A 20,990-nucleotide genomic window follows, 5' to 3' on the forward strand; every position below is an offset into this window, starting at 1 on the left:
GCCCGAAAGCGAATATGGCGCCTTCCTCGAATATAGCGAGATGAAGGACAAGCACGATTATCTGCAGAATTTCGGCGTCGACAATGATGCCGATATCGCGCGGACGCTGGCGATGTTCGGTGGCTTTACCGAGGGGCTTCAGCTGTTCGCGAGCTTTGCCATGCTGATGAACTTCCCGCGCTTCAACAAGATGAAGGGCATGGGCCAGATCGTCAGCTGGTCGGTGCGCGACGAGAGCCTGCACTGCGAAGGCATCATCCACCTCTATCACGCTTTCGTGAAGGAGCGGCAGTGCCTGACCAAGGCGGTGAAGGACGACATCATGGACGTCTGCCAGACGACCGTGCGGCTGGAGGACGCCTTTATCGATCTCGCCTTCGAACAGGGCCCGGTCCACGGCATGACGCCCAAGGAGATCAAGAAGTATATCCGCTACATCGCCGACTGGCGCCTCGCCCAGCTCGACCTGAAGCCGATCTACATGATCGAGGAACACCCCCTCCCCTGGCTCGCCCCACTGCTCAACGGCGTGGAGCACGCCAACTTCTTCGAACAGCGCGCAACGGAATATTCGAAGGGCGCGACGCGCGGGAACTGGAACGACGTGTGGGATTCGTTCGACAAGCGGCAAAAGGCGAAGGTTACGCCTGCGGCAATCGCGAATGAGGATGGCGGGGACGATATGTTCTCGCGGGCCGGGGTGGCGGCGGAGTAAGTCGGGTGAGGTCGCCCGGTCATCGGGCAACTTCATCGACCGTTCGTTTCAGCCATTTTTAAAAATGCGGGTCCTGCCTCGATAGCTGCCGCCGTCAGAGCGAGACGCAAAATGGGGTAGTGCCGTTAGATTATATGTCCGGAAGTCGATCCGATCGCCTGCCGAACCCCTCTATTGATTACAGCCTATTTTTTACGTCCTCGGCCCGGTACTTGATGTGACATGCTGCGCAGCTGCCCTTAAGCGAGTCCCACTGTGCGGGCAGAGCGGCGGCGTTGCCCGCTTTGGCGAGCGCAGCGAGCTTGTCAGCGGCGGCGGCCATGTCGGTGGCACGGGCTTCGAAGGCGGTGCGATCGCTCCAGATTGTCGGCAGCGCCTTTGATGCCGGTCCGTCGCTATGCGCCGGGAACATGCTGGGGATCGCCTTGCCCCAGGCGGCGATGGCGCTGGCGGGCAGCACCAGCGTCTTGGGGTCATCGCCACGCGTGATTGCCGCCTTCAAGCCTACAAAGCTCGCCAGTGTGAGTTTAAACGCCGCCTGCCGGCCGGCGATGATGGCGCTATGTCCATCCCTGGCCATTTCGGTTTCGGCACGATCACGGGGCCCGGCGGAAGCCCCGCTGGCGATGGAGACAAGCAACGCGGCAATCATCGGGGTGGCGCGCATTATTTCTCTCCCGGATCCAATCGTTGGAATCAGGCTACGCCGCTCCCCGATCGGTATCAACCCGACGCGCGACACTCGCGACCGGCCGCTTCGTCCGGGACGCTGGAACCAACTCGATCGGGCGCTAAATCAATCGGCGTTTTCATCCTCTTCGCCCTGTTCGACGGGTTCATCATCGTCGTCGAGGTCATCAACGTCGTCATCGTCATCGTCATCGTCGTCGTCGTCGCTATCGTCGTCTTCCTCATCGGGATCTTCGGGATCAGCCACGCCATCACCGGCGCTGTCCTCGACCTCGATCGGCTCGAGACCTTCACCCTCTTCATCGCCGCCCAGATCGGGGGCGAGATCGGTCAGGATCGTGCCGTCGCTCGGGCCGCCGCCGGTCGCCTCGAGGATTTCGGCGCGCTGACTCTCGTCATAGCCATCCTCATCATAGCCATCATCGCCCGTGCCGCCGCCCGGTTTTTGCATGCCACCGCTAACCATTGCCTGCTCTCCCGAAAATGGCTGCGTGAAGGGAATCTGAAGACTGCAGCCGTTCAGGAAACCAACGGTGGGCGGCGGCGCTTGTTCCAGCGGTCCCCGCTCAATTCGACGCTCAGCTCGGGCGGAACAACCGCCCGCGCTCAACCACCGCTACGATCACCAGCGCGACAAGGCCGAGCGTCAGGAAACCGATATAGAGCGGTACGGTGGTGCCATCGAAGGCGCGGCCGATCACCAGGCCCATGAACGCGCCAATCGTCACGGTGATGAAGCCCTGCACGCTCGAGGCGGTGCCAGCGATGCCGCCCATATTCTCCATCGCCATCGACGAGAAATTGGCGGTCGCCAGCCCGAAACACGCCATCGCCAGCGCCTGCAGGATAGCAAAGCTGTAGATCGATTCAGCCCCCGCCAGTGCAATCGTCAGATGCACCGCCGAAACGATAATCAGCCCGACCAGTGCCGTATGCGAGATGCGGCGCGTGCCGATGCGCATCACGATCCGCGAATTGAGCAGATTGGCGAGCGCCATCATCCCCGCCACCGCGATGAAAACCCAAACCAGCAACCAATCATCCCCGGTCAGCACATGGACGATCTGCTGCACCGAGTTGATAAAACCATAAAGCCCGCCCAGCAAAGCGGTTGCCGCCAGGGTGTAGCCTATCGAGAAGCGATCGGTGAGGGTCTGCCGCCAGCCTGCCCACAAGCCGATCAGCGAAATCGGCACCTGATTTTCGGGCCGCAGCGTTTCCGGCATGCGCCACACGAACCAGGCGAGAATCCCAGCGGAGATGACCGCAATCATCACAAAGATCAGCCGCCACGATCCAAAGAACAGGATGACCTGGCCGACACTGGGGGCGAGCACCGGGGCGGCCATGAATACCATGAAGGCAAGGCTCATCACCCGGGCCATGGCGCGGCCCGAATAGCAATCGCGCACCAGCGCCACCGTCACCACCCGCGATGCCGCGATGGCGAGCCCGGCGGTGAAGCGCGCCACCAGCAACAAGGTAAAGCTGCTCGACGTCGCGGCGATCAGATTGGCGATCACATAGGCCGCGAGCGCGAACACCAGCACTGGCCGCCGGCCATAACGGTCCGCGAGCGGGCCGTGGACAAGCTGGGCGATGCCAAAACCGAACAGGAACATGCCGATCACCAGCTGGCGATCATTTTCCACACTGACGCGAAGCGCATCGCCAATCGCGGGCAACGCGGGCAGCATCGCATCGATGCCGAGCGCGGTAAGCGCCATCAGCGACGCGACCAGTGCCACGAATTCGGCAAAGCCGATCGGCGGGTTGGCGGGGGCGATCACGGGCTGGGGCGCATTCATGCGCGCGGCCATGCCCGATCCACGCGCCATGGTCGACCCCGTCTGGGGCGCAAGCCTTCGATATATTGACGGATCGACAACAGCCTGTGTATTATAACATCAACACACCAATGGAGACTGACGATGCGCGGATCGACGATGTTGCTTGGCCTGTTGGTTCCCCTTGCCCTGTCCCTGGCGGGCTGTGGCGGCGACAAGGAAGGCACCACGATCACCTTCAACGCGACCGACAATGACGAGGATGGCGAGGGCAATGTCGCGGCTGGCGTCGACGGCAAGAGCGGTGAGGTCTCGATCAAGGCACCCGGCTTTTCGGGCAAGTTCACACTCCCCAAGCTGACGTTGGGCGGCGGTGATATCGACCTAAATGGGGTGAAACTCTATCCCGGTTCGACCGTCACGACGATGAACATCAACGCCAAGGCGGGCAAAGAAGGTGAAAAGGACAACGATAGCGTCCGCATCGTGTTTGATAGCCCGGCCACCCCCGAAAAGGTGCTCGATTACTATGCTGAAAATCTTGGCAAGGCCGAGTTCACGCTCACCCGCAAGGGCGACACGCTGACGGGCACTGATGATGAGAAAAAGCCCTTCTCGCTTGAAGTAAAGCCTGCCGCGAACGGGCATTCGACCGGCACGATCAAGGCGGGGGGCTGATCGGTCGCGGCGCGGTATCGTCCTTCATCGGTGCGCTACTCGGGCAGTGCTTGACCCCACGGCGATGCGGTTCCTTTTGGTCGGGAGCAAAAGCGCTGGAGGCTGGCATGACCCGATCGATTCCCCGAACGACGGCGTTACTCTTGGGCATGAGCATCGCGCTTGCGGCCTGCACGGAGCCGGCCCGCCCGCCCGCCCAACCGATGGCGGGGGCCAACATGACGGACATGCCGATGCCCGATGGCATTGCGGTCGATATGGCGGCGGTGCCAATGTATCCCGGCTCGACAATGATCGACATGAAGATCATGCCGCATGAAGAAGATGACATGACCGGCATGGCGTTCGACAGCCCTGCGGACCCCGCCACAGTACGACGCTGGTACATCGACACGCTGGGCGCCAAGGGCTTCATGCTGAAGGAGCAGGGAACGACCGTGGTCGGCACCGACCCTGCAGGAAACCCGGTGCACATCGACGTAAAACCGGCGGCCGCCGGACATAGTACGGGCGTCATCAGCAAGGGCTAAGGCCCTCTGTTCGAATCCGGCACCGCGTCCTATGTTGGCTAATCAACCGCATAACGGACGTTTCCCCATGCTCGATACCGCCACCGCCCAGGTCCCGGCACTTTCGCTGACGCAGGACGCGACCGACCCGCAGGGGTTCGCCAGCGCGCTGGGGGCATCGTTCGAACGTTTCGGCTTTGCGGTGGTGTCGGATCACGGCATCGACCAGGTCCTGATTGACCGGGCATGGGAGTATACCGCGCAATTCTTCGCGCTGCCCGAGGAGGAAAAGCGGCGTTATTTCCTCGCGGCGGGCGGCGGCCAGCGCGGCTATACCCCGTTCAAGACCGAGATCGCGAAGGGCGCGAGCGTCGTCGACCTGAAGGAATTTTGGCATGTCGGCCGCGATCTGTCCGCCGGGCACCGTTTTGCCGATGTGATGCCGCCGAATATCTGGCCCGATCGGCCCGAAGGGTTCCACGAAACACTGAGCGCCTTGTTCACCGCGTTCGACCGGGCGGGGGACAAGATATTGTCAGCAATCGCCCGGCATCTGGGGCTCGCGAGCAACTGGTTCGATCCGGCGGTGAAGGACGGCAATTCGATCCTGCGGCTGCTCCATTACCCGCCGATCCCCGCCGATGCCGAGGGCGTGCGTGCTGGTGCGCACGAGGACATCAACCTCATCACGCTGTTGCTCGGCGCCGAGGAAGCAGGGCTCGAACTGCTCGACCGGGACGGCGAGTGGCTGGCGATCAAGCCTCCTGCTGATGCGATGGTGGTGAATGTGGGCGATATGCTCCAGCGGCTCACCAACCATGTCCTGCCCTCCACCACCCACCGCGTCGTCAACCCGCCGCCAGAGCGCCGCGCGCATCCGCGCTATTCGATGCCGTTCTTCCTTCACCCCGCGCCCGATTTCCTGATCGAGACGCTGCCGGGCTGCATCAGTGCCGCGAACCCCAATCGCTACCCCACGCCGATCACCGCGCATGATTATCTGCACGAACGGCTGGTCGAAATCGGGCTGGTGAAGGCATAATCCGTCACCCCGGACTTGTTCCGGGGCCCACACCTCCGCTAGCGAACGCCTACGGGGCGGATGCTGCCCGGTGGACCCCGGAACCAGGCCGGGGTGACGGGGGAAGTTGAATGACCAAACCACTTCGTATTGCGCTTGCCGGGCTGGGTACCGTCGGTGCAGGCGTGATCAAGCTGATCGATGCGAATGGTGATCTTATCGCGCGCCGCGCGGGTCGCCCGATCGAGATTGTCGCTGTTTCGGCGCGCGACCGGGCGAAGGATCGCGGCGTTGATATCGGGCGGTTTGCCTGGGTCGACGATACAACCGCGCTCGCCCAGCGCGACGATGCCGATGTCGTGGTGGAGCTGGTCGGCGGATCGGATGGCCCCGCGCTCACGCTGGCGCGCGCGACGCTGGCGAACGGCAAAGGTCTCGTCACCGCCAACAAGGCGATGATCGCGCATCACGGGTTGGAGCTAGCGCGGGCCGCCGAAGCGGCAGGGGCAGCGCTGAAATTCGAAGCAGCGGTGGCGGGTGGTATCCCGGTGATCAAGGGCCTGCGCGAAGGCGCGGCCGCGAACGAGATTGCCCGCGTTTATGGAATCCTGAACGGCACCTGCAATTTCATCCTGACCAAGATGGAAGCGGAAGGCCGCGATTTCGGCGATGTGCTCGCCGAAGCTCAGGCACTTGGCTTTGCGGAGGCCGACCCCAGTTTCGACATCGACGGCGTCGATGCCGCGCACAAGCTATCGATCCTGGCGAGCATCGCGTTCGGCACGCAGCCGGCCTTTGGCGACGTGAAGTCGGGCGGTATCCGCGACGTGCTCGCCGCTGACATCGCCGAAGCGGCAGCGCTCGGTTATCGCATCCGCTTGCTGGGCATTGCCGAAGCCAATTCAGACGGGCTGTTCCAGCGCGTCCATCCGCACCTTGTGCCGGTCAGCCACCCGCTCGCCCATGTGACGGGGGCGACCAATGCGGTGGTGGCGGAGGGCAATTTCGTTGGGCGGCTATTGTTTCAGGGCGCAGGCGCGGGCGATGGCCCCACCGCCAGCGCGGTGGTCGCCGATCTGATCGATATCGCGCGCGGCGAATATGGTCCCCCCTATGCGATGCCCGCCGCCGCACTCGTCGCCCAGTCCCCCGCCGACACCGGCGACCGGCGCGGCCGCGCCTATGTGCGCTTCACCGTTGCCGATAAGGTCGGCGTACTGGCAGAAATTGCTGCGGCGATGCGCGACGCAGGCGTTTCGATCGAAAGCCTGATGCAGCGCGGGCGCTCCGCCGATGGCAGCGTCCTCGTCGCGATCGTCACCCATGAAGGCCCCGAACGCGCGGTGGCAAAGGCGCTGGCAACGCTGCGCGGGTCGGAGAGCCTGACCGGCGCACCGCTCTGGATGCATATTCTGGCTTAATGCGTCCTTCTGAAAATCGGAATCGATATCCCCGCTCGGGCTGAGCCTGTCGAAGCCCTGCCTTGCTCTTTGGGCCACAGTCTCTGAGGCACGGAAAAAAAGCAGCCCTTCGACAAGCTCAGGGCAAACAGTTCCACGTTAATCGCCATATCCTCTAGGCGCTTGTAACCCGCGCCACATCCAGCCGCCGAAGTTCGATCGCCGGGCAGCGATCCATCACCACATCGAGCCCGGCCGCCTCGGCCCGTGCGGCGGCTTCGGAATTGATGACGCCCAGTTGCATCCACACCGCTTTCGCGCCAACCGCGATCGCGGCGTCGACAACCTCACCGGCGGCTGCCGAGTTACGGAAGATATCGACCATGTCGATCGGATCGCCCAGCGTCACCATGTCGTCGAACACGAACTCGCCGTGGATATGTTCGCCAGCGATTTGCGGGTTGATCGGGATCACGCGGTAGCCGTGATCCTGCAACGTCTTCATCACCCCATATGACGGGCGATCAGGCCGGTCCGATGCGCCGACCAGCGCAATCGTGCGCACCCGCGCCAGCAAGGCAGCGATATCGTCATCCGATGTGAGTGGCATGCTTGCCTCCGCGTTCGATCCAGTCGCGGACGATTTCCGCAACCCCCATGAACGCGGCACGCTCAGGCCCGTTCCCGGTAACGGGCGGGTGCCCGGCATCGGAGCCGGTGCGGATTGCAATATCGAGCGGGATGCGGCCTAAAAATGGGATTTCGAGAATATCGGCGGCCAGCTCCGCTCCACCGCTGCCGAACGGATCCGAGATCGCGCCACATGACGGGCACGCATAGCCCGCCATATTCTCGACCAGCCCGATAATCGGGATGCCCGATTTGACGAACAGGTCGATCGCGCGCTTCGCATCGATCAACGCCAGATCCTGTGGGGTGGAGACGATCACCACGCCACTCGGCCGGTGCTTCTGGATCATCGTCAGCTGCACATCACCGGTGCCAGGCGGCATATCAATGATGAGCGTATCGGCATCGCCCCAATCGGCATCGACCAATTGGCCAAGCGCCCCCGCTGCCATCGGCCCGCGCCACGCAATCGCCTGATCCGGCGCGACCAGCTGGCCCATTGACAGAATCGGTACGCCGGAGGGGGTTTCGACCGGCACCAACAGCTTGTCGGGCGCGGTCGGGCGACTGCCCTCCACCCCCATCAGCGTCGGCTGCGAGGGCCCATAAATATCGGCGTCGACCAGCCCGACCTTGCGGCCCAACTGATGCAGCGCGATTGCCAGATTCGCCGACACGGTCGATTTGCCGACCCCGCCCTTGCCGCTGGCGACCGCGATAATCTGGCGTTGGGTGCGCTGGCTGGTGAGCGCAACGCGCACTTCCGATATGCCGGGCAACGCAGTCGCGCAGCGCTTGACGGCTGCTTCAAGCATGTCACGCGCGGTTGGGTCCAGTCCGCTCACGTCGAGGATGATCGAGGCGCGACCATCCTCCAGCCGGGCGGTGGCGCGGGGCCCTGCGATGGGCAACAGGGCGGCGTTCAAGGCATCAATATCAGTCATTGATACAGCATTAGGACGGTCTTTGCCAGTTGCCACTGTTTTTCCCGTGTAGGACACTTATAATGGGGTTCATGATGACCCGACCGGCCTGGCTGCAGCGCCTCTCCACCCTGATGACCGAAAAACCGAAAAGCCCCTGGGGCAATTCGGGCGATGATAATGAGGGACCACGCAATCCGTGGTCGATACCGCCGGGCGGCAATCGTGGCCGCGGGCCGAAACCGACGGCGCTCGACGAATTTATTCGTCGCGCACGCGGTACGGGTGGCGGCGGCGGTGGCGGCGGCTTTACCGGCTTCCCAAGCGGGCGCGGCGGCAAGGCGGTGTGGATGATCGGCGTTGGCCTGATCGTCGCGCTGTGGGTGATTTTCACCAGCGTTCACCAGATCGCCCCGCAGCAACGCGGCGTGGTCGCCTATTTCGGGCGCTATTCGTCCACGCTTGATCCCGGCATCCGTCTTACCTGGCCCGCGCCAATTGCGACGGTGACGAAGGTCGACGTACAGGCGATCCGGACGGAGGATTTCCCCGAAGGCGGCACCGGCGAGAACCTGATGCTGACAGGGGACCAGAACATTATTGATCTGGCCTATTCGGTACGGTGGGATATCGCGAACCCTCAGGATTATATCTACCAGATCCGCAACCCCAAGGACACGGTTCGTGCGGTGGCCGAAAGCGCGATGCGCGCCGTGGTCGCCACCGTCACGCTCGACGAGGCGATCGGCAGCGGGCGTGACCGGATCGGCGTACGCGCGCAGGATCTGATGCAATCGATCCTCAACGAATATAACGCTGGCATCCGGATTCAGGGCTTTGCGATCAAACAGGCCGATCCGCCCAACAAGGTGATCGACGAGTTCAAAAAGGTGAGCGCGGCACAGCAGGAAGCCGAATCGAACCTCAACGAAGCCCGCACCTATGCCCAGCAGGTCACGGCACGTGCCCAGGCTGAGGCGGCTGAGTTCGATCTGAATTATGCCCAGTATAAGCTGGCTCCGCAGGTGACTCGTCGTCGCATGTATTATGAGACGATGGAGGCCGTGCTGGCGCGCACCAACAAGACCGTCGTCGAAACGCCCGGCGTGGTCCCTTATCTGCCGCTGCCGGCCGTCCGGGGCCGCGCGCCTGAACCGGCGCCCATGGCCCTGCCCAATCCAACGACGGGAGCAGGCCAGTGAACGCCGCGTTTTTCCGGAACCCGATTTCGATGGCAATCGCCGGGCTCGTCGCGCTGATCATCGCGATGAGTGCGTTTGTGATCGTGCCCGAAACCGAACAGGCCGTGATCCTGCGGTTCGAACAGCCGGTCGGCACGTACAACGTATGGAAGCCAAACGTACCGTTCGGTCGCACCGGTGCCGGCTTGCAGGTCAAGATTCCGTTTCTCGACAAGGTCGTGTGGATCGACAAACGCGTGCTGGATGTCGATCTCGAGAACCAGCAGGTGCTGTCGACCGATCAGCTGCGGCTTGAGGTGGATGCCTTTGCCCGGTTCCGCATCATCGATCCGTTAAAGGCGGTCGTTTCGACCGGCAGCAGCTCCGCCACCGAGGACCGCATTGCCGAACAACTTCGGCCATTGCTTGGCTCGGCGCTCCGGAACGAACTCGGCAAGCGGCAGTTTGCCGCGCTGCTCAGCCCGGAACGTGGCCAGGTGATGGATAATATCCAGGCCGGGCTCCAGCGGCTGGCGTCGCAATATGGCGTCCAGATCGTCGATGTTCGCATCAAGCATGCCGATCTGCCCGATGGCAGCCCGCTCGACAGCGCGCTCAACCGGATGCGAACGGCGCGCCAGCAACAGGCGGCCACGATCCGCGCACAGGGGCAGAAGCAAGCCCAGATCATCCGCGCCGAATCCGACGCCAATGCGTCGCGGATTTATGCTGAAAGCTTCAACAAGGATGCTGATTTCTACGATTTTTATCGCGCCATGAAATCATACCGCCAGACGTTCATCGGGGATGGCACTACGCCGCAGGGGGAAACCTCGATCGTGCTGTCACCCAACAATGAATATATGAAACAGTTTACGGGGCGCCCCCGCTGACAATGAGGCTGACAATCGGTTCATATTCAATCGCCGTTCATGCAGAAGAGGCCAGGAACGGCGGTCTTGCGACGGTCAAGAGAGGAATACACTAACGTGCGTTACGCTTATGCCATCACCAGCGCGGTCCTGTTGGGTGGAGCCGCCGCCGCCATGACGCTGCAGCCGCCCGCCACTGCCCAGACCGCCCAGAACGAACCCGGCGCAATGGCCGCATTAGCGCCCCGTGCCGGTGCGCCGATCAGCTTTGCCGATCTGGTCGCCAAACTGCAGCCGGCTGTGGTCAACATTTCGACCAAGCAAAGCATCAAGGTGCAGCAGGCGCCCGCCAACCCGTTTGCTGGCACGCCCTTTGCCGAATTGTTCGGCGGGCAAGGCCAGGGCCAGGGCACCCCGCAACCTCAGACGCGTGAAGCGCAGTCACTCGGTTCGGGCTTCCTGATTTCGGATGACGGCTATGTGGTGACGAACAACCATGTCGTCGCGCCGGGTGCGCGCGGGGCATCGGTCGATTCGATCACCGTCACGCTCACCAATCGCAAAGAATATAGCGCGAAGCTGATCGGGCGTGATCCGATCTCCGATCTGGCGCTGCTGAAGATCGAGGCGAAGGGCCTGCCATTCGTGAAGTTCGGCGATTCAGAGCGCACCCGCGTGGGTGATTGGATCATCGCGATCGGCAATCCGTTCGGCATCGGCAGCACCGTGACCGCGGGCATCGTTTCCGCGCTGCACCGTGCCACTGGTCAGGGCGGCGCCTATGATCGCTTTATCCAGACCGATGCGGCGATCAACCAGGGCAATTCGGGCGGGCCGATGTTCGACCTGAACGGCAACGTTATCGGCATCAACTCGCAGATTTTCGCGGGTCAGTCGGGCGGCAATATCGGCATCGGCTTTGCCATTCCGGCAGGCGAGGCCAAGCCCGTCATCGACAAGTTGATGCAGGGCACCACGATTGCCCGCGGTTATCTGGGCGTTGGGATGCGCCCATTGACGGAAGATGTCGCCGAGGCGCTAGGCCTGCCCAAGAACAGCGGTGAACTGATTCAGAGCGTGTCGCCGGGTGAACCAGCCGACAAGGCAGGCGTGATGGTTGGGGACGTTATCGTGGCGGTCAACGGCCAAGCCGTAACCCAGGACGCATCGCTCAGCTATCTGGTCGCCAATGTAAAGCCGGGCACGCGCATCCCACTCGAGATTATTCGTGCTGGCAAAAAGCAGACGATCAATGTCGTTGTAGGCACACGTCCATCGGAAGATGCCCTGATCGCTGCCGCAGGCGGGCAGCCGGGTGACGATGCGATGGGCCAGCCCGATAGTGATGGTCCGGCATCGCCCGTCGCCAACAAGCTGGGTCTCGCCGTGGTGCCGCTCACGCCACAGATTGCGCAGAACATCGGTGTCGATTCGACAGTAAAGGGTGTTGTCATCAGCGGCACCGATCCATCGAGCGATGCCGGGCAGAAGCTGAAGCGCGGCGATGTGATTGTCTCGGTCAACGGCACCGCCGTTACCACGCCCGCCGCACTCAGCGCGATCGTGGCGCAGGCCATCAAGGACGGTCGCCCCAGCGTGTTGCTCTATGTGCAGCGCCAGCGGCTTCCGGCCCAGTTCGTACCGATCAAGCTGAAAAAGTAACCCGCGCAACCGCGCGAACGATTGCGCCGCTTCGTCTCCCCCGAGACGGGCGGCGTTTTCGTCTCTTGCCGCCCTGCCCGTAATCGCGCGATAGCTGACATTCGGACCAGGGAGGCACTATGGCAGAAGGCACCAGCATCTATATCGGCACTGGCGGCGGGAAACCTCAGGCCCTCGAGCTGAAGCGCGCCAATCGCCACGGGCTGATCGCGGGCGCAACTGGCACCGGCAAGACTGTAACGGTGCAGGGCATTATCGAGGGGTTCTCGGCAGTGGGCGTGCCGTGTTTCGTCGCCGACGTGAAGGGCGATCTGGCCGGGCTAGCCATGGCCGGTTCGCCCACGACCAAGATGCACGAGATCTTCGCCACGCGTGCCAAGGAAATCGGCTATGACAGCTGGGCCTATGCCGACACGCCAGTGCAGTTCTGGGATTTGTTCGGCGAACAGGGCCACCCGATCCGAACGACGATTAGCGAAATGGGGCCGCTGCTGCTCGCGCGACTGATGGACCTGAACGAAGTGCAGGAAGGCGTGCTGACGATCGCCTTCACGGTCGCCGACAAGGAAGGGCTGCTGCTGCTTGATCTCGATGATCTGCAGGCGATGCTCGCGCATTGCGCAACCCGCGCGGACGAGCTGACCACCACTTATGGCAATATGTCAAAGGCGAGCATCGGCACGATCCAGCGCTCGCTGCTCCAGCTCCGCAGCCAGGGCGGCGAAAATTTCTTCGGCGAACCCGCGCTCGCCATGGCCGATTTTATCGCGTGTGACGACAAGGGCCGCGGTGTGGTGAACGTGCTTGCCGCGAGCAAGCTGATGCAGAGCCCCAAGCTCTATTCGACCTTCCTGCTCTGGCTGCTGAGCGAGCTGTTCGAGCATCTTCCCGAGATTGGCGATCCCGACAAGCCCGTGCTGTGCTTCTTCTTCGACGAGGCGCATCTGCTGTTCAACGATGCGCCCAAGGCGCTGCTCGAGAAGATCGAACAGGTCGTGCGGCTGATCCGATCGAAGGGCGTCGGCGTCTATTTCATCACCCAGAACCCCATCGATATTCCCGATACCGTCGCGGGTCAGCTCGGCAACCGCGTCCAGCATGCGCTACGCGCCTTCACCCCACGCGATCAGGCGGCGGTGAAATCGGCAGCGACCACGTTCCGCGCCAATCCAGGCGTTGATGTCGAAACCGTGATCACCGAGCTGAAGGTGGGCGAGGCATTGGTGTCGCTGCTCCAGCCTGATGGCGCGCCCTCCCCCGTCGAGCGCACTTTGATCAAACCGCCATCGTCGCGGGTCGGCCCGCTCGATCCCAAGGAACGCGGGGTGATGATCGCCACTGACGCGATCGGCGAGAAATATGACACGCGGATCGATGCCGATTCCGCCGAGGAATTGCTGGCAATCAAGGCCGCCGAGGCATCCGCTGCCGCCGCCGAGGCGAAGGCCGCAAGCGAGGCTGAAAAAGCCGCCGCTGCGCAGGCCAAGGTCGACGCGCGCGCCGCCAAGGAAGCCGAACGCGCGCGGATCGCGGCAGAGAAAGAAGCCGCTCGAAAGGAACGTGAAGCGGCCAAAGCTGCCGCCAACAGCCCGTGGAACAAGATCGCCACGTCCGCCACCCGCACCGCCACAACCACCATCACGCGGACGGTGGCGAATGAGGTGGCGAAACAGGTGTTCGGCACCGGCAGCAAGCGCGGTTCGTCGAGCGGCGGACTGATCGGCGGCATCGTGCGCGGTGTGCTCGGCGGGTTGTTCAAGGGGCGGTAGGGGAGGTTTAATCCCCGCATCGACCGTCACCCTGAACTCAGTTCAGGGTCCACCGCGCCTCTAGATCGACCAATGGTGAGGCGCGTTGGATGCTGAACCAAGTTCAGCATGACGGTTGATTGGTTTGGGCGGTTTGCCCTTTAGCGGCAGCGGACCTGATTGCTGTTCTGGTCAATCGCCCTGCCGGCCACGGCGCCGAGCGCACCGCCGAGCAGCGTCCCGACCGTGCGCGAACGACCGCCATCGATCACGTTCCCGAGGATACCGCCGCCAAGCGCACCGACGATCAGGCCGGTCGTGCCGTCGTTGCGACGGCAATAATAGCGGCCGTCGTTACCGCGATAGACCCGATCGTCAGCGGCAAGCACGCGCTCCTGATAATTGGGTCCATCGCGATAATAACGGGCCGGATCGTAATCGCCTTCGTCACGATCGGCGTAGCGCGGATCATTATTGCGCGAGTCGTTATACCGGGGATCATTGAAACGCGGATCGTTGTTGCGGGGATCGCGGAAGTTCGAGCGATTGTTCCGCGCGGCCTGATAACGATCAAATTCTGTGCGGAAAATTTGCATTTCGTTCTGAAAACGCTGCTGTGCTGCCTGAAAACGCTGATCTTCCTGCGCGGTTTGCGCGAAAACGGGGGTGGCAATCGCGACTGATGCGGTGGCGATGGCAGCGGCGATACGGGTGAAACGGTTCATGGCTCTCTCCTGGATGCTGCACCCATAACAGCTGAGTCCACCTAAACGTTGCATGAACGAAATTATTTGGTCTTTCCGGTCGCAATCTGCGCAAACGTGGACATTCGCCAAAGCTTTCGTGCCCAAAGGGTGGTCGCGGTCTTATCGCTCATTTCACCGGTGTTGCGTCCGGCCCCGTCCATGTCCAGGCGACGATCTTCCAGCCCGTGGCAAGCTTGCGCAGCGCAAAGGTCATCTGCGCCGCTTCGCGCATCGCCACGCCCTTTTGCGTGAAGGTGTAAACCGACGGCGCGATCACATAGGCGCGATCCCCCTCGATCAGCTCCCGCGTTGGCGCGCCGAGCACGACCTTGGGGTCGGTAATGCCCTTGGCGGCAGCATCCTTGGCGTAATCCGCGGCCCAGCGCTGCACGACATCATGTCCACCCCAGAAATAGGGTGCGACTTCATCGGTGATATGCGAGTCCCCGGCATGGGTCGCCGCGGCGGCGGCGATGTCGCCCTTGTTGAACGCTTCCAGAAACTGCGTGATGGGCGCTTCGACGGCGGCATCTTTGGCCAGCGCCGGCGTGGTGCCAGCAAGGATCAGCGCACCAATGATTGCGAATGATTTGAACATCACTATTTTCTCCCCCGTCAACTATACGCCGATCACATATGGCTCAACAGCGCCTCGATCGGGATGAACGCAAACGCAACCGAGCTATCCGCCACGCCGTACGGCAGGAACAATGTTTGCCCGTGGCGGATCGCGCCGCAGCTATAGACAACATTGGGCACATAGCCCTCTCGGTCCTGGTCCGCTGCTGCCAGAATCGGCTCACGCGTGCGGCCGATCACCTTCGATGGATCGGTCTTGTCGAGCAGTACGGCGCCGATCGAATATTTGCGCATCGCTCCGACTCCGTGGGTCAGCAGCAACCAGCCCTCGTCCAGCTCGATCGGCGGGCCACAATTGCCGATCTGGACCAGCTCCCATGGATAATGCGGTTCGAGCAGGCGCTCGCCCTCTTCCCAGTGGGTCAGTCTGTCCGATCGCAGCAAAAAAAGATTCTCACCGTCCTGCCGGCCAATCATCATATACTGGCCGTCGATCTTGCGGGGAAACAGCGCCATTCCCTTGTTGCGCGCCGCGCTGCCGCTCATCGGCACCAGATCGAACGCACGAAAATCACGCGTGCGCATCAGCTCCGACTGAATCATCGATCCGTTATAGGCGGTGTAGGTACCCAGCCATTCGAGGCTGCCATCGTCATGCGTAAACTGGACGAGGCGCAAATCCTCCAGCCCTTTGGACTGCGCCTGCGTGATCGGGAAAATCACCGTGCCCGATAGCGTAGAATCGCGGTGGCGATGTACCGTCACCGGCCCCTCTGGCATGGCCAGTTCGTCGCCTTCGATAATGTCAGTCGCCGTGGCAAAGGGAGGTTCGGGCGCGAGCTTCAGCTCGTTTCGTTCGGTGATGATGCCCTCTCGAAACGCGATCGATGAGATATGCCCTTCGCCCACCGCACGCATCGACATCAGAATGCGCTGCGACCCCTGCGGCATACCAGACTGGTCGAAATGCGGAACCGCGCTAGGGTTCATCAGCGCGGCGGCGGCGTAGCTATATTCGTGGCAGAAATAGGCGCCGATCAGTTGGCGCTTCTCATCATCAATCTCGCTGCCGTCGATTCCCAGCCGATCCTCAATTTCTTCGTAGCGGGTCATGAACACGCGGCGGGTTTGCCAGTGTCGTGCCTCGAAATCCTTGAGCACGACCTCGAGCTCCGCGCGCGTCTGTTCGCGGCTCATCGCCAGCACTTCGCGCACCAGCCGTTCGGTCCGGCTGGGCGCATTGCCATTAGCTTGCCAGGCGAGATGGAAGGGACGCACCACGACCCGTGAGGGATCGGCATGCAAGCGCAAACGATGGTTGAACACTTCCAGCACTGGTCGGCATGCCCCCAAAAACCATCACGCGATCACGGCACCAAGACATCCAGATCCGATCCGAACGGATCAGGCCACGGCGTGCGTTGGTCCTGCCACGGTTCCGGCCAGTTTTGAAAGGGATGAAATCGTGCACGATGCCAATTGCAGCGCCAAAATCGATTCCGCACCTTGGTTCCGGTTGATCCCGGTCGGGGTCAGGCCGTCGAAACAGCCGCCATCCTGTACTGTTGCCAAAGGCATATCCATGTCATTCAGCCCCAGAAACCAACGATAGGCCCGGGTAGCCTCATCGATCCAGCGGCAATCCTGGGTCGCCTGGTAGGCAGCGGCACACGCCTCAACTGTGGCCTGCGCCTCCAACGGTTGCTGATCGAACGGCAACGGCGGTGCATAGGCGCGGCCAAAACTTTCGGTGCCAACCGCGCGGAAACGACCCTCAGGCGAGGTCTGCTGTACCATAATCCAGTCCAGCGTCTTGACGCCGGTTTCGATCAAGTCTGCCCGATCAAGCGCCACGCCCGCGCGGATCATCGCCTCTGGCAGGCGGGCATTGTCATAGGCAAGGACGATCTCAAACCATTCCCATTCGGGCCGCCGCGCATCGGCGAGCAGCGCCAGATGATCAGCGCTGAACCGTTCGATGATCGCGCGGGCAAGGCCATGGCCCGGATGGCAATCAAGCATTTCGGCCGCGCCGAGCATTGCAAACGCCTGCGCGCGCGGGCTGCCCAGTTCGAACGCCATTGATGCCGTCATGTCGAACATCTGGACCGCCCAATCGCGATGTTTGGCCATCGTGGCAGTGCGCGCCGTCATCCCCAGCGCCCAAAGTGCGCGACCGTTCGAATCCTCTGACCCGAAATCCTCACACCAGGTGCGATCGAAATTCATAAAATTACGGAAGCGCTGGGCTTCGGGGTTCCAGGCGTATTGGATGAAAGACGCATAGATCGTCGTCCACTTATCCTGCGTCGCCTCGTCCAGCCCCGCCATCCGGCCGACCAGCATAAGCGCACGGGCATTATCATCGATGCAATAGCCATGGCGACGATCGGGAATCGAATAGATCGAATGCTGCAGCATCCCGGTCGAATCGCTCATCCGTTCAACGGCGGAAAAGTCAGGGACAAGCGGCGTCATCGCGGCGCCGGGGTGGCTCAGTCGCTTGGGTTGCGCGGCAATCATCGCCGTCATCTCACGCATCGCTGTTTCGACCAGCTGCGACCAGATCATCGTCCGGCCGCGCGCATAGGCGCGTGCCGAAAGCCGCGCGCGATTGCCGTCATTGCCAAGCAACGCGATGATTTCTCGTGCAAAGGCAGCGCTATCGCCAAAATCCACCAATACGCCGTGGCCATCGGCCAGTATTTCGGTCGCATGGACATAAGGCGTCGATACGACCGCCTTACCGACACCCACCGCATAGGAAAGCGTCCCTGAGGTGATTTGCGCGGGGTTGATATAGGGTGTGGCGTAGACATCAGCCGCCTGGAGATAATCGATCAGGTGGTCATGCTCGACAAAGGCGTCGATAAACTGGACGTGATCAAGCACCCCACGCGCTGCCGCCAACGCCTTCAGCCGATCTCGATACGCCTCGCCCTCATGCGCGACCAGATTGGGGTGGGTGGCGCCAAGCACGATATAGAGCGCATCGGGTTGTGCCGCGATAATCGCGGGCATCGCCTCGATCAGCGTCTCGATACCCTTATTGGGCGCAAGCAGACCGAAGGTGAGCACGGTCTTGCGCCCCTCCCACCCGAAGCGCGGCTTGAAACTGTCGGGATCGGCAAAGGGACGATCGGGCACGCCGTGCGGGATCATCACTACTGCTTTGCCGCTGAAACCGTGGACGCGGTGGAGAATGTCGCGCCCGCGCTCCGCCATGACGATCACGCGTGCACTCCGCCGCAACAGACCTTCCATCACCCGGCGCTCATCGGGGCTTGGTTTTTCAAGGATGGTGTGAAGCGTGACAATGACGGGCAGCGAAATTCGATCGAGCATTGTCAGGATGAAATCACCCGCACGACCGCCGAAAATGCCATATTCGTGCTGCAGCCAAACCGCCTGAGCCCCGCTCGCCTCAATTGCTCGCGCTGCCTCCAGATATGCGGCCAGATCATGCTGGGCGATGGCAGCCGTCACGTCGGACGGATAATCATAGCGACCAGGATGATCGTCCATCGCGTATACATCGACGCGCATGGCCGGATATTCAGCCTTCAGCGCATGAAATGTGTCCGTGGTATAGGTCGCCAGACCGCATTGGCGCGGCAGAAAATTGCCGATCAAGGCAATATGGCCAATGCCCGATCCGATTGCCGATACCTGCTCCATACGCACGCCCTTTCACGAGCCTAACGATGGATCCTGCATGGACCCTTCGTTAACAGAAACTGCTGCCACGCAATATGGTTGCAATAATGTTGCAACGCAACATGATTAGCCGATCGAGACGCTAAGGCTCAGCCGCGTCCGCGATACCCCGGCACATCCTGCGCCGGAATCCAGACATTTTCAGGCGGCGCACCAGTCTGCCAAAATACATCGATCGGAATGCCGCCGCGCGGATACCAATAGCCACCGATCCGCAACCAAACCGGCTGCATTTCCTCCGCGAGTCGCTGGCCGATGCCGACCGTGCAATCCTCGTGAAAGGCCTGATGGTTGCGGAACGCGCCCAGAAACAGCTTGAGCGATTTCGATTCGACGATCGTCGCTGCCGGCACATAATCGATCACCAGATGCGCGAAATCGGGCTGTGCGGTCACCGGGCAAAGCGACGTGAATTCTGGCGACACGAACCGCACCATATAGGGGCTGCCGGGGCGCGGATTAGGCACGTAATCGAGCGTCGCGGCTTCGGGCGATTCAGGCAGGGCGCTCGCCTGGCCAAGGAATTTGGGTGTCATCCGCTGGCATTTATCGCGGGGCACGCCGAAAGGAAATGATGACCACGCTGATTCCCATCCTGGGCGACCAATTGTCGATGTCGTTATCCAGTCTGCGCGATGCCGATCCGGCAACCTCCAGCCTGCTGATGGTCGAGGTGATCGAGGAAGCCACCTATGTTGTCCATCACAAGCGCAAGATCGCGTACATCTTTTCGGCGATGCGGCACCATGCCGATGCGTTGCGCGATGCCGGATGGCGGGTCGATTATGTGCCGCTCGATGATTCGAACAACAGCGGCAGCTTTACGGGAGAAGTGGCGCGCGCGATTGCTCGGCATGCGCCCGACCGGATAGTCGTAACGGCAGCGGGCGAATGGCGGGTGGCCGCGATGATCGACAGCTGGGAAACCTTGTTCGGTATCCCCGTCGATGTGCGACCGGACACGCGTTTCATCGCCACGCTCGACGAATTCGCGGCATGGGCCAAGGGGCGCAAGCAATGGCGGATGGAGTATTTCTACCGAGACATGCGCCGCAAGACCGGGCTGCTGATGGACGGCGACAAACCCGTCGGCGGCGACTGGAATTTCGACAGCGAAAACCGCAAAGCCGCGCCGCGTGATCCGGCGATGCCGCGCCCGCTGTCGTTCGCGCCCGATGCGATCACTCGGGAAGTGTTGGCGCTGGTCGCCGATCGCTTTACCGATCATCCGGGGTCGCTCGACGGGTTCGACTTCGCGGTGACGCGCGCGGATGCCCTTGCCCAGCAGGCGCATTTCCTGGCGCACGCCCTGCCCCGCTTCGGCGATTATCAGGATGCCATGCTCAGCGGCGAACCGTTTCTGTGGCACTCGCTGCTGTCACCCTACATCAACAGCGGGCTGCTCGGTCCGCTCGAACTCGCGCAAGCGGTGGAGGCGCGGTTCCACGACGGCGATGTGCCGATCAACGCCGCCGAAGGATTCATCCGCCAGATCATCGGCTGGCGCGAATATGTACGCGGGATCTACTGGCATGAAGGCCCCGATTACGCGACCCGCAACTTCCTGAACGCCACTCGCCCGCTGCCCGATTTCTATTGGACCGGTGACACCGACATGCACTGCTTGTCACAGGCGATCGGCCAGACGCTCGATTTCGCCTATGCTCACCATATCCATCGGCTGATGATCACCGGCAATTTTGCGATGCTGATCGGCGTCGATCCGGCCGAGGTGCATCGCTGGTATCTGGCGGTTTATGCCGATGCTTATGAATGGGTCGAGCTCCCCAACACGCTGGGGATGAGCCAGTTCGGCGATGGCGGGCTGCTCGCGTCGAAACCCTATGCCGCGTCGGGCGCGTATATCAACCGCATGTCCGATTATTGCGGGCGCTGCCGGTATGACGTGAAACAGCGCACCGGGCCCGATGCCTGCCCGTTCAACGCGCTCTATTGGGATTTCCTGGCGCGCAACGCTGAAAAACTGGCAGGCAACCAGCGGCTTGCGATGCCGTATCGCAACTGGGCCAAAATGACACCGCAAGGTCAGGCCGAATTACGCGCATCGGCGGCAAGTTTTCTGGATCGTCTCGACGGGGCGCAAGTCGAGCGCTAGGGAACGCCAACAAAGA

The 20,990-nt window shown here is 62.1% G+C and carries 20 protein-coding genes; 10 read left to right on the forward strand and 10 right to left on the reverse strand.

All coding sequences use genetic code 11. The features are described from left to right. Nucleotides 1–715, forward strand: a 715-nt coding sequence (locus B7Y49_RS02390) for a ribonucleotide-diphosphate reductase subunit beta (RefSeq protein WP_374125965.1), incomplete at its 5' end; no start/stop codon positions are given. 178 nt (nt 716–893) lie between these two features. Here B7Y49_RS02390 and B7Y49_RS02395 read toward each other — a convergent pair. From B7Y49_RS02395 to B7Y49_RS02405, 3 genes are all read right to left on the reverse strand, one after another. Next, entirely contained in the window at nt 894–1,382 is a 489-nt protein-coding gene (locus tag B7Y49_RS02395; RefSeq protein ID WP_374125966.1) for a cytochrome c, read from the reverse strand. Nucleotides 1,383–1,511: 129 nt separating this feature from the next. Then, a complete protein-coding gene (locus B7Y49_RS02400) occupies nt 1,512–1,871 on the reverse strand; it encodes a DNA primase (RefSeq protein WP_374125967.1) in 360 nt (119 codons plus the stop codon). Nucleotides 1,872–1,983: 112 nt separating this feature from the next. After that, a complete protein-coding gene (locus B7Y49_RS02405) occupies nt 1,984–3,243 on the reverse strand; it encodes a multidrug effflux MFS transporter (RefSeq protein ID WP_374125968.1) in 1,260 nt (419 codons plus the stop codon). A 93-nt stretch (nt 3,244–3,336) separates the two neighbouring features. Between B7Y49_RS02405 and B7Y49_RS02410 the strand changes: the two genes are divergently transcribed. The 4 genes from B7Y49_RS02410 to B7Y49_RS02425 all read left to right on the forward strand — a co-directional run bounded on the left by B7Y49_RS02410 (nt 3,337) and on the right by B7Y49_RS02425 (nt 6,821). After that, complete coding sequence (locus tag B7Y49_RS02410) at nt 3,337–3,870, forward strand: hypothetical protein (protein WP_374125969.1); 534 nt, start codon at nt 3,337–3,339, stop codon at nt 3,868–3,870. A gap of 107 nt (nt 3,871–3,977) precedes the next feature. Continuing rightward, a complete protein-coding gene (locus B7Y49_RS02415) occupies nt 3,978–4,400 on the forward strand; it encodes a hypothetical protein (protein WP_374125970.1) in 423 nt (140 codons plus the stop codon). A gap of 67 nt (nt 4,401–4,467) precedes the next feature. After that, nucleotides 4,468–5,421 (forward strand): isopenicillin N synthase family oxygenase, encoded by a 954-nt coding sequence (locus B7Y49_RS02420; protein ID WP_374125971.1) that lies wholly within the window; start codon nt 4,468–4,470, stop codon nt 5,419–5,421. 110 nt (nt 5,422–5,531) lie between these two features. After that, complete coding sequence (locus B7Y49_RS02425) at nt 5,532–6,821, forward strand: homoserine dehydrogenase (protein WP_374125972.1); 1,290 nt, start codon at nt 5,532–5,534, stop codon at nt 6,819–6,821. Nucleotides 6,822–6,975: 154 nt separating this feature from the next. Here the strand turns inward: B7Y49_RS02425 and B7Y49_RS02430 are convergent, their stop codons facing one another. Then, nucleotides 6,976–7,410 carry a CoA-binding protein gene (locus B7Y49_RS02430; RefSeq protein WP_374125973.1) on the reverse strand — a complete coding sequence of 145 codons (435 nt, stop codon included), beginning with the start codon at nt 7,408–7,410 and terminating at the stop codon, nt 6,976–6,978. Beyond that, nucleotides 7,391–8,374, reverse strand: coding sequence for an Mrp/NBP35 family ATP-binding protein (locus B7Y49_RS02435; RefSeq protein ID WP_374125974.1), 984 nt, complete (start codon nt 8,372–8,374; stop codon nt 7,391–7,393). The genes B7Y49_RS02430 and B7Y49_RS02435 overlap by 20 nt, the downstream gene beginning before the upstream one ends. A 71-nt stretch (nt 8,375–8,445) precedes the next feature. On the opposite strand from B7Y49_RS02435, the gene B7Y49_RS02440 reads away from it, so the two are divergent. From B7Y49_RS02440 to B7Y49_RS02455, 4 genes are all read left to right on the forward strand, one after another. Continuing rightward, nucleotides 8,446–9,555 (forward strand): protease modulator HflK, encoded by a 1,110-nt coding sequence (locus B7Y49_RS02440; RefSeq protein WP_374126039.1) that lies wholly within the window; start codon nt 8,446–8,448, stop codon nt 9,553–9,555. Between the two features lie 29 nt (nt 9,556–9,584). Further along, the gene (hflC, locus tag B7Y49_RS02445; protein ID WP_374126040.1) at nt 9,585–10,427 is read left to right on the forward strand and encodes a protease modulator HflC; all 843 of its coding nucleotides are present in this window, start codon (nt 9,585–9,587) and stop codon (nt 10,425–10,427) included. Between the two features lie 96 nt (nt 10,428–10,523). Beyond that, nucleotides 10,524–12,068: a Do family serine endopeptidase gene (locus B7Y49_RS02450; RefSeq protein ID WP_374125975.1), complete on the forward strand. Its 1,545-nt coding sequence runs from the start codon at nt 10,524–10,526 to the stop codon at nt 12,066–12,068. Between the two features lie 119 nt (nt 12,069–12,187). Then, nucleotides 12,188–13,837, forward strand: coding sequence for a helicase HerA-like domain-containing protein (locus B7Y49_RS02455; RefSeq protein WP_374125976.1), 1,650 nt, complete (start codon nt 12,188–12,190; stop codon nt 13,835–13,837). A 140-nt stretch (nt 13,838–13,977) separates the two neighbouring features. Here B7Y49_RS02455 and B7Y49_RS02460 read toward each other — a convergent pair whose 3' ends face one another. The 5 genes from B7Y49_RS02460 to queF all read right to left on the reverse strand — a co-directional run bounded on the left by B7Y49_RS02460 (nt 13,978) and on the right by queF (nt 19,394). Beyond that, on the reverse strand, nt 13,978–14,541 hold the full coding sequence (locus B7Y49_RS02460) for a glycine zipper 2TM domain-containing protein (RefSeq protein ID WP_374125977.1): 564 nt from the start codon (nt 14,539–14,541) through the stop codon (nt 13,978–13,980). A gap of 148 nt (nt 14,542–14,689) precedes the next feature. After that, nucleotides 14,690–15,160, reverse strand: coding sequence for a nuclear transport factor 2 family protein (locus tag B7Y49_RS02465; protein ID WP_374125978.1), 471 nt, complete (start codon nt 15,158–15,160; stop codon nt 14,690–14,692). A gap of 32 nt (nt 15,161–15,192) precedes the next feature. Next, nucleotides 15,193–16,476, reverse strand: a complete 1,284-nt coding sequence (locus B7Y49_RS02470) for a glycoside hydrolase family 130 protein (RefSeq protein ID WP_374125979.1) — start codon at nt 16,474–16,476, stop codon at nt 15,193–15,195. 69 nt (nt 16,477–16,545) lie between these two features. Continuing rightward, the gene (locus B7Y49_RS02475) at nt 16,546–18,819 is read right to left on the reverse strand and encodes a glycosyltransferase family 4 protein (RefSeq protein ID WP_374125980.1); all 2,274 of its coding nucleotides are present in this window, start codon (nt 18,817–18,819) and stop codon (nt 16,546–16,548) included. 128 nt (nt 18,820–18,947) lie between these two features. Further along, nucleotides 18,948–19,394, reverse strand: coding sequence for an NADPH-dependent 7-cyano-7-deazaguanine reductase (gene queF / locus B7Y49_RS02480; protein WP_374125981.1), 447 nt, complete (start codon nt 19,392–19,394; stop codon nt 18,948–18,950). A gap of 38 nt (nt 19,395–19,432) precedes the next feature. On the opposite strand from queF, the gene B7Y49_RS02485 reads away from it, so the two are divergent. Further along, on the forward strand, nt 19,433–20,974 hold the full coding sequence (locus B7Y49_RS02485; RefSeq protein ID WP_374125982.1) for a cryptochrome/photolyase family protein: 1,542 nt from the start codon (nt 19,433–19,435) through the stop codon (nt 20,972–20,974). The last annotated feature ends 16 nt before the right edge of the window (nt 20,975–20,990 follow it).

The sequence above is a fragment of the Sphingomonas sp. 28-62-11 genome, assembly GCF_002278865.1.
Classification (GTDB): domain Bacteria; phylum Pseudomonadota; class Alphaproteobacteria; order Sphingomonadales; family Sphingomonadaceae; genus Sphingomonas.

Excerpts from the sequence above, each read along its gene's own strand:
- B7Y49_RS02460 (WP_374125977.1), bottom strand. The coding sequence starts at position 14,541 with ATGAACCGTTTCACCCGTATCGCCGCTGCCATCGCCACCGCATCAGTC.
- B7Y49_RS02455 (WP_374125976.1), top strand. The coding sequence starts at position 12,188 with ATGGCAGAAGGCACCAGCATCTATATCGGCACTGGCGGCGGGAAACCT.
- queF (WP_374125981.1), bottom strand. The coding sequence starts at position 19,394 with ATGACACCCAAATTCCTTGGCCAGGCGAGCGCCCTGCCTGAATCGCCC.
- B7Y49_RS02465 (WP_374125978.1), bottom strand. The coding sequence starts at position 15,160 with ATGTTCAAATCATTCGCAATCATTGGTGCGCTGATCCTTGCTGGCACC.
- B7Y49_RS02430 (WP_374125973.1), bottom strand. The coding sequence starts at position 7,410 with ATGCCACTCACATCGGATGACGATATCGCTGCCTTGCTGGCGCGGGTG.
- B7Y49_RS02485 (WP_374125982.1), top strand. The coding sequence starts at position 19,433 with ATGACCACGCTGATTCCCATCCTGGGCGACCAATTGTCGATGTCGTTA.
- B7Y49_RS02475 (WP_374125980.1), bottom strand. The coding sequence starts at position 18,819 with ATGGAGCAGGTATCGGCAATCGGATCGGGCATTGGCCATATTGCCTTG.
- B7Y49_RS02425 (WP_374125972.1), top strand. The coding sequence starts at position 5,532 with ATGACCAAACCACTTCGTATTGCGCTTGCCGGGCTGGGTACCGTCGGT.
- hflC (WP_374126040.1), top strand. The coding sequence starts at position 9,585 with ATGGCAATCGCCGGGCTCGTCGCGCTGATCATCGCGATGAGTGCGTTT.
- B7Y49_RS02440 (WP_374126039.1), top strand. The coding sequence starts at position 8,446 with ATGATGACCCGACCGGCCTGGCTGCAGCGCCTCTCCACCCTGATGACC.
- B7Y49_RS02410 (WP_374125969.1), top strand. The coding sequence starts at position 3,337 with ATGCGCGGATCGACGATGTTGCTTGGCCTGTTGGTTCCCCTTGCCCTG.
- B7Y49_RS02400 (WP_374125967.1), bottom strand. The coding sequence starts at position 1,871 with ATGGTTAGCGGTGGCATGCAAAAACCGGGCGGCGGCACGGGCGATGAT.
- B7Y49_RS02435 (WP_374125974.1), bottom strand. The coding sequence starts at position 8,374 with ATGACTGATATTGATGCCTTGAACGCCGCCCTGTTGCCCATCGCAGGG.
- B7Y49_RS02420 (WP_374125971.1), top strand. The coding sequence starts at position 4,468 with ATGCTCGATACCGCCACCGCCCAGGTCCCGGCACTTTCGCTGACGCAG.
- B7Y49_RS02415 (WP_374125970.1), top strand. The coding sequence starts at position 3,978 with ATGACCCGATCGATTCCCCGAACGACGGCGTTACTCTTGGGCATGAGC.
- B7Y49_RS02395 (WP_374125966.1), bottom strand. The coding sequence starts at position 1,382 with ATGCGCGCCACCCCGATGATTGCCGCGTTGCTTGTCTCCATCGCCAGC.
- B7Y49_RS02405 (WP_374125968.1), bottom strand. The coding sequence starts at position 3,243 with ATGGCGCGTGGATCGGGCATGGCCGCGCGCATGAATGCGCCCCAGCCC.